Below are 15,189 nucleotides of genomic sequence, written 5' to 3'. Positions count from 1 at the left end.
AAATAAAAAAGGAGTTGATTGGTATGAAAAAATTAGTAATTTTTCTAATTTTATCAATTGTAGTTATTGGGTGTTCTAAGGAAAATAAAGTAGAAAGAGTTTCAAAGGTGGATTCAGGAACTATTGCCGAGATTAAGACTTCACAAAATCAGAATAATGCTGAGGAAAAATCTCAAAGTCAAAAAGTTTCTTCTGAAAAAGAAAAAAAAGTAGGAGCTAAAAGTCAAAAAGATAATTTAGGTAAAAAATCAAGTGGAACTTACACAAAAGAATTGAACAGTAGAATGGAAAAATTGGAAAAAGAAATGCAAAGTAAATTGGATTCAGGTGTAACTTCTGAAATGGTAAATGCAAATAATGAACTTTATGAAGCTTGGGACAAAGAATTGAACAAAGTGTATAAACTCCTTATGGAAAAATTACCAGCTGATAGAAAAGAAAAATTGAAAAAAGATCAGAGAGCTTGGGTAAAAATTAAGGAAGAAAAAGCAAATGAAGCTGCAAAAGAAGCCGATGGAGGAACTTTGGCAGGTGTACTGTATTCAGGTACAGCAGCTGGCTTGACAAAGGATAGAGCAATTGAACTTGCAAAAATGTACGATAATTTAAAATAGTAAAAATTAAAAAAGACTGGACTATAACCGGTCTTTTTTAGTATAATAGATATATGTTAAATAATAAAAAATATTGAAAGGATAGAAAAAATAATGAGATTATCGAAAGTATTTTTAAAAACATATAAAGAAGCACCAAAAGAGGCAGAAGTTATAAGTCATAAATTGATGTTGAGAGCTTCTATGATTAGACAATTGACAAGAGGAGTTTATAGCTATTTGCCATTGGGATATAAAGTTTTGAAAAAAATTGAGAATATTGTTAGAGAGGAAATGGATAGAGCTGGGTCACAGGAAATTTTAATGCCAGTGTTGCAACCGGCTTCATTGTGGGAAGAATCTGGAAGATGGTTTGCTTATGGTTCGGAACTTATGAGAATGAAGGATAGAAATGAGAGAGAATTTGCGTTGGGACCTACGCATGAAGAAGTTGTTACGGATATTGTTAGAAATACAATTACTTCGTATAAAGAATTGCCGTTTAACTTGTATCAAATTCAGACAAAATTTAGAGATGAAATGCGTCCAAGATTTGGTCTTATGAGAGGAAGAGAGTTCTTAATGAAAGATGCCTACAGTTTCCATTTAACAAAAGAATCGTTGGATGAAGAATTTTTGAATATGAAAAATGCATATTCTAGAATTTTGGAAAGAATGGAATTAAAATTTAGAGCGGTTGATGCGGATTCTGGTTCGATTGGAGGAGACGCTTCAAATGAATTTATGGTACTTGCTGAAAATGGAGAAGACGATATTTTATACAGTGACTCATCAGATTATGCTGCAAATGTTGAAAAAGCTACGAGTATCATTGAATTGAAGGAAAGTTCAGAGGAAAAATTGCCAAAAGAATTGGTTGAAACGCCTAATACTAAGACAATTAAGGAATTGTCAGAATTTTTGAATATTCCAGAGGAAAAAACTGTTAAAGCGGTTATGTTGAAGGAAGTATTGGAAGATAAAGTAAATTATGTGTTGGCACTTATTCGTGGAGATTTGGATGTAAATGAAATTAAATTGAAAAATGCAGTTAATGCTTCGATGGAATTGGAAATGATGACTGAAGAAGAATGCGAAAAATTTGAGATTGTTCCTGGATTTGCGGGATCTTATGAGAAAAAAGAAGGACTTACAGTCGTTATTGATGAAACAGTAAAATATGTGAGAAATTTTGCGTTGGGAGCAAATAAAAAGGATTATCATTTTATTAATGTTAATTTGGAAGATTTGCATTATGATGTAGTTGCTGATATTAGAACGGCTAGAGCGGGAGATATTTCGCCAGACGGAAAAGGTGTATTAAAAATTGCTCGTGGAATGGAAGTTGGACATATTTTTAAATTGGGAGATAAATATTCAAAAGCGTTAGATGCAAAAGTTTTAGATGAAAATGGTAAACAGCAAGTAATCCAAATGGGATGTTACGGAATTGGTGTTTCAAGATTGATGTCGGCTGTAATTGAGCAAAAACACGATGACTTTGGAATTATTTGGCCAAAATCAATTGCACCGTATATTGCAGATGTGATTATTGCTAATGTAAAAGATGAAACACAAGTAAATGTTGCTGAAAGAATTTATGAGGCGTTAGAAAATGAAAATATTGATATTGTTTTAGACGACAGAAATGAGAGAGCAGGATTTAAGTTTAAAGATGCTGACTTAATTGGTTTCCCGCTTAAAATTGTAGCTGGAAAAGGTGCAGCTAATGGAATTGTGGAAGTTAAAGATAGAGCAACTGGAGAAAGCGTTGAAGTTAAGGTTGAGGAAGTTGTTAATTTTGTGAAAGAATTTTTGGCGAAATAATTTATAAAAAAGGAGAAAAGAATGTTAAAAAAAATATTATTTTTATTGTTAGCAAATGTACTTTTTGTAATGAATTTGTCTGCTGCTCAAGAAATAATAATTCCAAAAGCGTTGAAACCTGGGGATACGATAGGACTTATTGCTCCAGCGAATTATAAAGGGGATTCGGCTCAAGCGGAAGTGGATTATTTGTTATCGAGAGGATTTAAAGTGGTTTATGGAAGATCGTTTGATTCTACTTGGTATGGATTTGGTGGAACTGATTATGTTCGGGCAAAAGATATAAATGATATGTTTGCAAATCCAAATATTGATGCGATTTTTGCGATAAGAGGCGGATATGGAGTTATAAGAATTATTGATAAATTGGATTATGATGTGATTAAGAAAAATCCAAAAATTATATCAGGATTTAGTGATATAACGACGTTATTGTTAGCGATAAATGAAAAAACTGGACTTGTGACATTTCATGGGCCTATGTCTGACAATATAAAAGATATTCCAGAAACAACAGAAAATTCATTTAATAAATCGTTTACAAGTACAGGTTCGTACAATTTGTTGGATTTCGATAAATCTTATTCGATTATGAAGCCAGGACAAGGTTCAGGTAGAATTACAGGTGGGAATCTTTCATTGGTAGTTGCGACACTTGGAACTGATCATGAAATTGATACTGACGGAAAAGTTTTATTTTTAGAAGAAGTAAATGAAGATAGTTACCGTGTAGACAGAATGTTACAACAATTAAGATTAGCTGGAAAATTCAAAAACTTAAAAGGAATAATAATTGGAGATTTTAGGAATCCTAAAAAATCAGATCCGACTGATATGAGTATTGATGAAGTATTCTATGATAATTTTGGTAAATTGAATGTTCCAATTATAAAAGGATTGAAATCAGGACACGTGAGACCATTTATTACGATACCAATTGGTGCAAAGGTTTCGATTGATACGTATAAAAATGAAGCGATTGTTCAACAATCGGTAAAATAAATAAAGCAAGATACGAGATAGAGGTAAAGTCTGTCTCGTTTTTATTAATGAAGAAAAAAAGAGATAATCTCAAATTTCTCGAGAAAATCTCTTTTTAAATTATAGAATGTTATTATTTAATGATTCCTACTAAATCTCTAAGAACAAATGGAATAAATAAATGTCCATCAGCAAAATCAGTTGCTTCACCTTGATTATAAATTAAAACGAAAGCTTCATCTTCCATGTAGAAATTATGTTTTTTAGAAACACCTTCAAATTTACCTTTTGCAGTAACTGGTGTAAGTCCAAATTCAGTAAATCTTTGATTTATAACTCTGTTTAATTCACTTTCATAATTAGGTACGAACAAATCGCTTAATTGTAAAGGTTTACCATTTTTCAAATTAAATGAAATACCATCATAAATAATTTTTGAAGTACCATCTTTTGAATCTTTTTCTAAAATTTTAAACAAAGCACTCGCAAAATAAGCATTGTTTGCTGTTAATTCGTAGCTTATTTTGTATGATTTTGTTTTAGTATTTTTGTACTCTTTCAAAAAGTTTTCCACAGATTTATTCATGTTACTTGTGATGTCAGGATTTGATGCCATAAAATATGGATAATTTCCTGTTGTAGTTGTTTTTTCTATAACACGAACACCGTCAGCAGAACTTGGTACAAAGTTTTGGAATGTGAAAGTAGTATCTGCTGCTGTTTTTTTTGCCGAGAATGAAAGATTGAATACCATTAACGACATTAATAATAATAATAATTTTTTCATTGTATTAATCACCTCAAATAAATTTTTTAGTTACAATGTATTATATCCTAAATTTCTTAAATAATCAAATTAAATTTTTGTCTTGATTTTGCTTTAAATTTACTTTATTAATTGTCGAAAAAATGGTGATAGTTTCAATGATAGGATATTATTTTTTTTGATATGATAATTTGTTATATGAATAGATTTTCAGATAAAAAATATATGTTATATATTAGGTTATAAAAATAATGAATTTTACATATTTTTTGAAAAATGTTAATATTTGTATATGAAAGAAGTTTGTAGGGGAAAAATAAACAAAAAGGATGGAGAGAAAATGAGAAATAAAGTGAAAAGGTTAAAAAACAATTTAAATTTAATAAATAGCATGTGTTGTTGTATGTGTATGATAAGGTCTACAAGAAGTTAGAAATTTATTCAATCTTCGAGTAGACGGTTTTTAATTAAAATAAAAGGCTATTCGGAGACATACAAAATCACAATATTTGATAATAAATCCGAATGTAAAAAGTTCGGATTTTTTGTTTAAAAATTTTTTGGAGGAGAGAAAATTGAGAGAAAGAGATTTTGTGAAAGAGGCAGAAATTAAAGAACTGCAAGAAATTATTAAGCTGACGAAAGCGGCTTTGACTGACCCTGAGAAAGAAAAAGAGTGGAATGCGATAAGAACATCATTTGCACTTTATACTGAAGGGAGAGCAAAAGGGACATATATGATGCGTCCTCGTTATTATGAGAGTAAAATTACGCCAGATGAATTAGAATATTTGTTGGGAGTTGTGGAAAAATATGGAGATGGGAGACTTCATATAACTACAAGACAAGATTTTCAGTTGCATGGAATTGAAAGGGAAAATTTACCTAATGTTTTGGAAGCAATTTCAAAAATGGGATTTTTTACGAAAGCAACTTGTGGAGATTCTACAAGGGCGGTAATTACGCCAGAAACAACTGGTTTTGAGGAAGAAGTTTTTGATGTGGGACCTCATAGTCGAATAACGACAGATTATATTTTGAATGGTAGAACTTTTATGCATTTGCCAAGAAAATACAAAATCGCTTTTTCTAACAAAGAAGAAAATTCATTATATGTAAAAATAAATGATATTGGATTTCAAGCGGTAATTAAAGATGGAAAAAAAGGATTTAGAGTGTATGTCGGTGGAGGATTAGGACCAATATCGTCAAATGCGATAATTTTAAGAGAATTTATTGAGGAAGATGAATTTTTGTATTATGTTCATGCTATGAGAAATGTTTTTAATGATCATGGGAACCGTAAAATAAGAGCTAGAGCTAGATTGAGATACGTATTATTAAAATTAGGTGAAGAAGAATTTTTAAAATTGTGTAATGAGTATGTGGAAAATTTTTATGCTGAAAAAGGAGATAGCTTAAAAAAATATACAAGAGAATTGCTAGATGAAGCAGCTCAAGAGAAAGATTTATTTGCAGGAGAAGTTAAAGAGCTTGAAAAGTTTGAAGATTCAAATATTGTTGCTGGGAAAAATGGTAAATTTGGATATTATTTGAGACCTAATCGTGGGAATATTTATAAAGAAGATGGGCTTAAATTGGCTGAATTTATAAGAAATTTAGGATATGAAGTGGATATAAAAATTACAAGTAATCAGAGATTGCTTGTGAGAGGACTTGAGAGAGAAGATTTATTCAAGTTGAAGGAATTGATGAGTGATTATTACGGTGGAAGTGAGTTTTTTAATTCGTATTCGTGTATCGGAAGTACAACTTGTAATGTAGGGATTTTGGATACGCCACCTATATTGGATTATGTTCTTCAATATTTTGAAAAGCCAGAAAAAAGAGAACTTGCAAATTATTTGCCACAAATAAAAATTTCTGGTTGTCCAAATTCTTGTGCAACTCCACAAATTGCAAGACTTGGATTTAGTGGAAGACGTAAAAAAGATGGAGAATATTTTGCGATTTTTGCGAGAGGGAAATTTGATGATAAGGTAGTAAAATTAAATGAAATTATTGGAGAAATAAAAGCTACTAAAATACCATATTTTCTTGAAGATATTGCGAATATTATAAAAGCAGAAAATATTGAATTTGAGCAACTTGTGAATGAAGATCGATTTATTGAGTTGATTGAAAAATATAAGGAATTTGAGCTTGAAGCGATTGATTTTAATGATTTTCGTAATGCTGATGCAAAAAAGGCTTGGTAAAATAAAAAAGCAAGAGAATCTATAGGAGAGAATCTATGTATGTTGAATTAAAAAATATAAATAAAATGTATAACGACTATAAAGCGTCAAATGACATCAATTTAGGAATAAAAAAAGGGAAACTAGTGGCATTATTAGGACCTTCAGGAAGTGGGAAATCTACAATTTTACGAATGATTGCTGGATTGGAAACACCTGATTCTGGGGAAATTGTGATAGACGGGAAAGTCGTGAATGATGTTTCACCTAGTAAAAGAGGGATCGGTTTCGTTTTTCAAAATTATGCATTGTTTCGTTATATGACGGTTTTTGATAATATTGCTTTTGGGTTGAAAATTGCGAAGGAGAAAAAGTCGGTTATTAAAGAGCGAGTGGAAAAATTGATGGAACTTGTGAATATTAAAGGACTTGGGAAACGATATCCAAATCAGCTTTCGGGAGGACAGCGACAAAGAGTGGCTTTTGCAAGGGCATTGGCTCCGAATCCTGAAATATTGTTACTTGATGAACCTTTTGCGGCAATTGATGCGAAAGTTAGGCAAGATCTTAGGAACTGGTTACGGGAAACGATTGATAAAGTGGGAATTACAAGCATTTTTGTGACTCATGATCAGGAAGAAGCAATTGAAGTAGCGGATGAAATTATTGTTACAAATCGAGGGAAAATCGAGCAAATTGGGACGCCGAAAGAAATTTATACCAATCCAAAGACTGCGTTTGTGGCAAAATTTATGGGAAATCCTACAGAGTTGGAAAATATTAATAAATTTAAAGGTTTTGAAAATTTAGAAAATGGACAAAAGGCAATTATTCGTCCAGAAAATGTAAGTGTTATAAAGTTAAATGAGAATTTTAGATATTCGGCTTCGGTTGAAACTGGAATAGTGGAATATACGTTATTTCGTGGGAAAGAGGTTGAAATTGGTGTTAGAATAAACGGAGTTTTGATAAAAGGGAATCGTAAAATTGAGGAAGAATCGGTTTCTGTGAATGAGAAAGTGAATATTTATATTTACAGGGCATATGCTTTTGGTGAAGATGAAAAAGTGGAACTTGTGGAAAATGCGAATATTAAAAATCAAAATGATGTTATTATTTAGGTTTTGTAGATTGTGAGGTGTTTTATGGCAGAAAATAAGGGAATTAAGAATAATGGCAATGAAAAAGAGAGCAAAAAAAGAGAAAAATTGAAAATTAAGGAGCTTGAAACTGATGTTTTGATTATCGGTGGAGGGACTGCTGGTTGTTATGCAGCGATTACGATTGGGAAAAATTCTGATTTGTCAGTAATTGTGGCTGAAAAGGCGAATATTAAAAGAAGTGGATGTCTTGCGGCTGGAATTAATGCGATAAATGCCTACAATGTAAAAGGGCGTGTGCCACAAGATTATGTGGATTATGCAACAAAAGATGCGAATGGAATTGTACGGAATGACTTGCTAATTACTGCTGCGAATAGATTTAACGAAATTACGGCTGAAGTGGAAAAATTAGGACTTGTAATTTTGAAGGATGAAAATGGAGAATATGTAGCACGTGGTAACAGAAATATAAAAATAAATGGAGAAAATTTTAAGCCGATACTTGCTGATGCGGTGAAAAAGACAAAAAATGTGAGAGTTTTGAACACGCTTAATATTACGGACTTGCTCACAAAAGATGGGAAAGTTTATGGAGCTATTGGATTTTCTATAAAAAAAGAGGAAGCGTTTGTGATTAGAGCAAAAAAAGTTATAATTTCGACAGGAGGAGCTGCTGGACTATATAAACCTAACAATCCTGGATTTTCACGACATAAAATGTGGTATCCGCCATTTAATACTGGGGCAGGATATGCGATGGGAATTTTGGCAGGAGCTGAGATGACAACTTTTGAAATGAGATTTATTGCTTTGAGATGTAAGGATACAATTGCACCAGTTGGGACAATTGCTCAAGGGGTTGGAGCAAAACAGATAAATTCGAAAGGATTTGTGTATGAAGATAAATATGGACTTACAACAAGTGAGCGTGTTTATGGAACTGTGCGAGAAAATCAACTTGGAAATGGGCCTTGTTATTTGAAAACAAGTGGAATTAGTGAAGATGAAAGCGATAGTTTGTTAAAAGCATATTTAAATATGGCACCGAGTCAAACATTGAAGTGGATTGAAAGTGGAAAAAATCCAAATGAGCAAGATGTAGAAATTGAAGGGACAGAGCCTTACATTGTTGGAGGGCATACTGCAAGCGGCTTTTGGGTAAATACGAATAGAGAAACAACGATTAACGGACTTTATGCAGCAGGTGATGTAGCTGGAGGCTGTCCACAAAAATATGTTACAGGAGCATTGGCAGAAGGAGAAATTGCTGCACTTGATATAATTTCAAAATTGAATGATGAAAAAAATTGTGGAAAACTTGATGAAAATGTGGAAAACTTTTTGGATAATCAAAAAAAACAAATTATTGGACAATATGAAAAAATTAGAAATACGAAGGCTAGAAGATTTTCAACTGAAGATATGGAAGAGGGAATGCAGAAAATTATGGATGAGTATGCAGGTGGAATATCGACAAATTATCAGTTTAACGAGAAACAATTGAAACTGGCAAAACAGAAAATTGATCAGTTGATAGAGCTTTCTGATGAGCTTTCGGCAGATAATATGCATGATTTGATGTTTGCTTATGAATTGAAGGAGCGATTGACGGTTTGTAAATCGTTAATTGGACACCTTTTCTTTAGAAAAGAAACTAGATGGCATTCATTTAATGAAAATTTAGATTATCCTGAAACCGATGAAAATTATTTTAAATATGTAAATTCGAGATTGGTTGATGGAGAGTTGGAAGTATTTACGAGGGAAATTGTGAAGGAGGACAAGTATGAGCATAGTAATTGATCCATATAAATGTATTGGGTGTACGAAATGTACGCAAGTGTGTCCAGGTACTTTAATCGAGATGCAAAAAGTTGAAGATATGAAGGTCAAAAAGGCAGTTATGCAATATCCAAAAGATTGTTGGGGATGTGTTTCCTGCGTGAAGGAATGTCCAGTTCAGGCGATTTCATTTTTCCTCGGAGCAGATATTGGTGGAAATGGAAGTACGATGACGACTAAAGAGGAAGGCGATATTCTAAAATGGATTATTGAAAAAAGAGATGGAACTGTAGAAGAAATTGATATAAATAGAAAAGATGCTAATAAATATTAGAAAATTTGAGAAGTTAAAAATTATTAAAACATATGAAAAAAGAAAGGGTGATTTATAATATGAATGAATTATCTCATTTAGATGAATTGGAAGCAGAGGCGATATACATTATTCGGGAAGTTGCAGCTGAATGTGAAAATCCTGTTATGTTGTATTCGATAGGGAAGGATAGCTCGGTTATGTTACATTTGGCTATGAAGGCATTTTATCCTGAAAAACCGCCTTTTCCTTTTCTACATGTAAATACTGGTTGGAAATTTAAGGAAATGATTAATTTTCGTGATAAAAGGGCGAAAGAACTTGGAATTGAAATGATCGAATACATCAATCCTGAAGGAGTTGAAAAAAATATTAATCCGTTTGATCATGGATCTTCGTTTACGGATATTATGAAAACACAAGCGTTGAAACAGGCACTTAATAAATATGGATTTACTGCGGCATTTGGTGGAGGTCGTAGAGATGAAGAAAAAAGTCGTGCTAAAGAAAGAATTTTCTCATTTAGAAATGCAGCACAAGCATGGGATCCCAAAAATCAACGTCCAGAAATGTGGAAACTTTACAATACAGAGATTAGTAAAGGTGAAAGTATCAGAGTTTTCCCAATTTCTAATTGGACTGAAAAAGATATTTGGGAATATATTCAAAAGGAGAATATACCAATTGTGTCGCTTTACTCGGCAGCAGAACGTCCTGTTGTGGAAAGAGATGGAAATTTAATCATGGTTGATGATGAGAGAATGCGATTGGAAGAAGGCGAAGAGCCTGAAATTAAAATGGTTCGTTTTAGAACGCTAGGAGATTATCCATTGTCTGGTGCTGTGGAATCAGATGCTGTAACTTTGGAGGAAATAATTGATGAAACATTAAGTTCGGTTGAATCTGAGCGTACAAGTAGAGTTATTGATAGAGATAGTGGAGCAGCAAGCATGGAAAAAAGAAAAAGAGAGGGGTATTTTTAATGGTGAGATTATTAAAATTTATTACTTGTGGAAGTGTGGATGATGGAAAATCAACATTGATTGGAAATATTCTTTATAACTCGAAATTGCTTTATGCAGATCAAGAGGAAGCATTGATTTTAGATAGTAAAGTTGGATCACGTGGAGGAGCAATTGATTATTCGCTACTTTTAGATGGATTGATGGCTGAAAGAGAACAAGGAATCACAATTGATGTAGCTTATCGTTATTTTACTACAAATAAACGTAGCTTTATTGTGGCTGATACGCCAGGTCATGAAGAATATACAAGAAATATGGCAGTTGGAGCTTCGTTTGCCGAAGTTGCAATTTTGCTTTTAGATGTTACAAAAGGTGTACTTGTTCAAACTAGAAGACACGCAAGAATTTGCTCAATGGTCGGAATACGTCATTTCGTTTTTGCAGTAAATAAAATGGATTTAGCAAATTATAGCGAAGAGAAATTTAATAAAATTGTCGATGAAGTGAAGGAATTGGCAAAAGAATTGGAATTAGAAAATATAAAAATAATTCCTGTAAGTGCGACTGAAGGAGATAATGTTACTAAAAAATCAGAAAATATGCCTTGGTATAAGGAAGAAAGCATTATCGAATATTTGGAAACAGTTGATGTAACAGAAGATACTAAAAATTCTGATTTTTATGTACCAATTCAAAGAGTTTGTCGTCCAAATCATGAATTTAGAGGATTCCAAGGGCAAATTGAAAGTAGTTTTGTAAAAGTTGGAGAAGAAATTGTTGTGTTACCAAGTAATGAGACTGCAACTGTGAAAACAATTTTAAATGGAGATAGAAATGTGGAAGAGGCATTTTCAGGACAAGCTATTACGATTCAGTTAGATAAAGAAGTAGACGTGAGCCGTGGTTCTGTTATTACAAAAAACAAAAATCTTCCAGTTTCAAAATCGGTTGAAGCTGCATTATTATGGATGGATGATGATAAGTTAATTGTTGGAAAAGAATATTTGGCAAAACTTGGAACAAAGAAACTACCTGCAATATTGAAGGAAATTGTTTATAAAATTGACGTTAATACTGGAGAAAAAATTAAAACGCAAAGTATTACAAAAAATGAAATTGCTCTTTGTAAAATTGAATTTTCAGATAAAGTTATTGTTGATTTGTTTAAGAAAAATAAGACTTTGGGAGAATTGATATTAATTGATAGACTTTCTCATCAAACGGCTGCTGCGGGAGTAGTGGAAAATATTGATACGACTGGAGAAAAACCATATTTTGAAAAAGATGATATAAAAATTGGTGGATATATTTTTGAAGAATTGTACTTTGATTTTGAAAATGCGAGAATGTCTAAAGAAGAAACAGGAGAAAAAACGTATCATGTAGGCGATATTGTGCCTCAAATGGGAGATAGCTTCGAGTATCCGCAATATTTTGACATTATTTCACTTGAAAGCGAAGCGGCAGTTTTAGTTAGGGACCGTAAAATCTTTGATATTGTGAAATTGGAAGATTACCACTTTACAGGGCTTCCAGTGTTAGATGAAGCAGGATTTGGATTGCAGATAAAAACTAGAGAAGATATGAAAAATTATCTTGCAGACCATAATCAAAATAAAAATAAAGTAGAAATTCACAAAAAATGGGCAAAATTTGAGACTTATAGAAGAATAGTAAGTGGAGATAGTTTTTACGTGATTTAAAAAATTATTAAATAAAAAGGGAAAGGAGAAGGGAAATATGCTAAAAAAACTGAAAGTGCCAGTGATATTTGTTGCAATTATAATTTTACTTTATTTTGTAGGGATTATGCGACAAAACAGTAAAATTGGAAAAAATAAGCAAAAAATGGAAATTGTGAATGTTTCCTATGATCCTACCCGTGAATTGTACGAGAGATATAATGGGCTGTTTAAGGCATATTACAAGGAAAAGTATGGAAAGGATGTGAATATTATCCAGTCACACGGAGGGTCAGGATTGCAAGCACGTTCAGTAATTGAAGGTCTTGATGCAGATGTTGTGACATTAGCTTTGGAAAATGATGTAGCACTTCTTGAGAAAGTAGATTTGCTAGAAAAAGGCTGGGTAGATAAATTTCCAGGCAGTTCTTCTCCGTATACCTCGACAATCGTTTTTCTTATAAGAAAAGGAAATCCACAAAATATCAAGGATTGGAATGATTTAGTAAAAAAAGGAGTAAAAGTAATAACACCTGATCCAAAAAGTAGTGGAGGAGCTTGCTGGAATTTTTTGGCAGCATGGTCGTATGGACTTGAAAAATATGGAAAAGATGAAAATAAAATAAAAAGTTTTGTAAAGAGCATTTATGATAATGTGGCTGTAATGGATTCAGGAGCAAGGGCAGCGACTACAACTTTTGTGGAAAATAATCAGGGAGATGTGTTAATTGCATGGGAAAATGAGGCGATTGCAACGGTTAAGGAATATCCTGACAAATATCAAATTGTTTATCCAAGTGTGAGTATTTTAGCTCAGCCGACAGTCGCAGTAGTCGATAAAATCGCAAAAAATGATGGAACGTATCAAATAAGCACAGAATACTTGAAATATCTATATTCTGAAAAGGCACAAGAAATAATCGCTGAAAGCGGTTATAGACCTTATGACCAAAAAGTTTTAAAAAAATATGGAAATAAATTTGATTTAAAGATGAAATTGACGAAAATAGATAATTTTGGTGGATGGAAAAAAGCATATGAGAAATTTTTCAATGAAGGTGCTTTATTTGATAAAATTTATGAAAATTAAAAATAAAAAAGGTTTTAAATGGAAGGAGTGAAAAATGAAAATATTAGCTTTAAAAAGAAAAGAAAAAACTGTAATTCCAGGTTTTGGACTGACATTTGGAATATCACTGGCAATGTTGTCAATTTTAATATTGATACCGCTAGCCTCAATATTAGTCTATTCCTTTCGATTGTCACCTTCTGAATTTTGGCAGCTTATAACAGAAAAGGCAGTTTTAAGTGCACTTTTTACAAGTGTCGGTTGTTCATTCATTGCCGCCATTATAAATTGTATTTTCGGAGTAATTTTGGCGTGGGTACTTGTAAAATACGATTTTTTTGGAAAAAGGTTTTTAGATGGAATGTTGGAATTGCCTTTTGCCTTGCCTACTGCGGTTGCAGGAATTACGCTTTCAAAAATGTATTCTGATACTGGAATTGTTGGAAGATACTTTGCAAAATTTGGAATAAAAATTTCATACACTCACATTGGAATAATAATTGCATTAATTTTCGTTGGAATTCCTTTCGTGGTAAGGGCAGTTCAGCCGATATTAGAAAAATTAGATAATCAGTACGAAGAAGCGGCGTACATATTAGGTGCAGATAGAAAAACAACTTTTTGGAAAGTAATTTTTCCAGAGATAAAACCTGCACTTTTGACAGGATTTGGACTTGCATTTTCGAGAGGAATTGGAGAATATGGAAGCGTAATTTATATTTCAGGAAATAGCCTAAAAGAGCATACACAAGTTATTTCCTACGTAATTATGCAAAAATTAAATTATGTTGACTATCCTTCAGCAACTGTTATAGCTTTAGTAATGCTAATATTTTCATTCATACTTTTATTTTTAATAAACTTAGTTCAAATGAACCAATTTAAGCGAACAAACAATATTTAGGGAAGGGGAAAGCAATGGATAAAAAAAATAACACGATAAAATATGTATTAATAACAATAAGTTTACTATTTGTTGGAATTATGCTAGTATTGCCACTAATAGCAATTATCATAAATTCACTTCAAAAAGGCTGGGCATTTTACATAAAAAGCCTAACTGACAAATATGTTTTATCAGCCCTGAAAGTAACGATAATTGCAACAATTTCAGCACTAATTATAAATACTTTTTTCGGAATAACGGCAGCATGGCTTCTCACAAAATTTTCTTTTCGTGGGAAACATATTTTAGCTACACTAATAGACATTCCCTTTTCAATTTCACCAGTAGTTGCAGGTCTTGCTTTCATTATGACCTTTGGAAGAATGGGTTGGGCAGCACCGTATATTACGGCATTGAATAAATTTTTTGTATTAGATATAAAAATAGTGTTCGCAATTCCAGGAGTAATTTTAGCAACTGTTTTTGTAACGTTTCCATTTATTTCAAGGGAAATAGTTCCAATCTTGAATGCGCAAGGAAAAGATGAGGAAGAGGCAGCGGCACTAATGGGAGCAGATGGATTCACAATTTTTAGAAAAATAACATTACCACATATAAAATGGGGATTACTTTATGGAATAATTCTTTGTACAGCAAGAGCATTAGGAGAATTTGGTGCAGTAAATGCACTTTCAAAAGCAAGAGGAGGAACTTTCACATTGCCACTAGAAATAGATGCACTTTATTTATCAGGTTCATCAGAGTCAATAACAGCAGCTTTTGCAGTATCTTCACTTTTAGTACTTATTTCGATAATAATTTTGATTATTAAAAATATTGTTGAACATAAATCTGTTAAAAAAGGGATTTAATAAAAAAATAATTGCAAATTTGAACTAGAAAATATATAATTGTATATGTAATTGTAATTTTATAACAAATTCAAATTTCTAAAAAATTAATCAAATGAAAAATAGAAATTTGAATAAATAGTCATAGCTTTTAAGTTTGATTTCAAAACGGC

Annotated in this window: 13 protein-coding genes; 12 read left to right on the top strand and 1 reads right to left on the bottom strand. The window is 32.1% G+C overall.

What is annotated here, in order from left to right; genetic code table 11:
* The first annotated feature begins 23 nt into the window (after positions 1-23).
* From J4863_RS09455 to J4863_RS07500, 3 genes are all read left to right on the top strand, one after another.
* Positions 24-614: a lysozyme inhibitor LprI family protein gene (locus tag J4863_RS09455; protein ID WP_249111503.1), complete on the top strand. Its 591-nt coding sequence runs from the start codon at positions 24-26 to the stop codon at positions 612-614.
* Between the two features lie 93 nt (positions 615-707).
* A complete protein-coding gene (locus tag J4863_RS07505; RefSeq protein WP_211618141.1) occupies positions 708-2,420 on the top strand; it encodes a proline--tRNA ligase in 1,713 nt (570 codons plus the stop codon).
* A 21-nt stretch (positions 2,421-2,441) separates the two neighbouring features.
* A complete protein-coding gene (locus tag J4863_RS07500) occupies positions 2,442-3,422 on the top strand; it encodes an LD-carboxypeptidase (RefSeq protein ID WP_211618140.1) in 981 nt (326 codons plus the stop codon).
* A gap of 112 nt (positions 3,423-3,534) precedes the next feature.
* Here the strand turns inward: J4863_RS07500 and J4863_RS07495 are convergent, their stop codons facing one another.
* Complete coding sequence (locus tag J4863_RS07495; RefSeq protein ID WP_211618139.1) at positions 3,535-4,188, bottom strand: DUF3298 domain-containing protein; 654 nt, start codon at positions 4,186-4,188, stop codon at positions 3,535-3,537.
* A 554-nt stretch (positions 4,189-4,742) separates the two neighbouring features.
* Here J4863_RS07495 and J4863_RS07490 point away from each other — a divergent pair.
* Genes J4863_RS07490 through J4863_RS07450 form a run of 9 tightly spaced genes read left to right on the top strand, consistent with a single transcriptional unit; the run spans position 4,743 to position 15,037 of the window.
* On the top strand, positions 4,743-6,386 hold the full coding sequence (locus tag J4863_RS07490) for a nitrite/sulfite reductase (RefSeq protein WP_249111502.1): 1,644 nt from the start codon (positions 4,743-4,745) through the stop codon (positions 6,384-6,386).
* Positions 6,387-6,421: 35 nt separating this feature from the next.
* Positions 6,422-7,486 (top strand): sulfate/molybdate ABC transporter ATP-binding protein, encoded by a 1,065-nt coding sequence (locus J4863_RS07485; protein ID WP_211618138.1) that lies wholly within the window; start codon positions 6,422-6,424, stop codon positions 7,484-7,486.
* Between the two features lie 24 nt (positions 7,487-7,510).
* Positions 7,511-9,271, top strand: coding sequence for an adenylyl-sulfate reductase subunit alpha (locus J4863_RS07480; RefSeq protein ID WP_211618137.1), 1,761 nt, complete (start codon positions 7,511-7,513; stop codon positions 9,269-9,271).
* Positions 9,255-9,584 (top strand): ferredoxin family protein, encoded by a 330-nt coding sequence (locus J4863_RS07475; RefSeq protein ID WP_147003031.1) that lies wholly within the window; start codon positions 9,255-9,257, stop codon positions 9,582-9,584. The genes J4863_RS07480 and J4863_RS07475 overlap by 17 nt, the downstream gene beginning before the upstream one ends.
* Before the next feature lie 59 nt (positions 9,585-9,643).
* The gene (gene cysD / locus J4863_RS07470) at positions 9,644-10,546 is read left to right on the top strand and encodes a sulfate adenylyltransferase subunit CysD (RefSeq protein WP_211618136.1); all 903 of its coding nucleotides are present in this window, start codon (positions 9,644-9,646) and stop codon (positions 10,544-10,546) included.
* On the top strand, positions 10,546-12,231 hold the full coding sequence (locus J4863_RS07465) for a sulfate adenylyltransferase subunit 1 (RefSeq protein WP_211618135.1): 1,686 nt from the start codon (positions 10,546-10,548) through the stop codon (positions 12,229-12,231). Before cysD ends, J4863_RS07465 begins: the two co-directional genes overlap by 1 nt.
* Before the next feature lie 37 nt (positions 12,232-12,268).
* Positions 12,269-13,300, top strand: coding sequence for a sulfate ABC transporter substrate-binding protein (locus tag J4863_RS07460; protein ID WP_211618134.1), 1,032 nt, complete (start codon positions 12,269-12,271; stop codon positions 13,298-13,300).
* A gap of 34 nt (positions 13,301-13,334) precedes the next feature.
* Entirely contained in the window at positions 13,335-14,183 is an 849-nt protein-coding gene (gene cysT / locus J4863_RS07455; RefSeq protein WP_211618133.1) for a sulfate ABC transporter permease subunit CysT, read from the top strand.
* A 14-nt stretch (positions 14,184-14,197) separates the two neighbouring features.
* Complete coding sequence (locus J4863_RS07450; RefSeq protein WP_211618132.1) at positions 14,198-15,037, top strand: sulfate ABC transporter permease; 840 nt, start codon at positions 14,198-14,200, stop codon at positions 15,035-15,037.
* Positions 15,038-15,189: the final 152 nt, after the last annotated feature.

The organism is Leptotrichia sp. oral taxon 221, assembly GCF_018128245.1.
In the GTDB taxonomy this organism is placed as follows: Bacteria; Fusobacteriota; Fusobacteriia; order Fusobacteriales; family Leptotrichiaceae; genus JABCPH02.
Note: the sequence above shows the minus strand (reverse complement) of the source record. Positions and strands in the feature narration are given on the sequence as shown.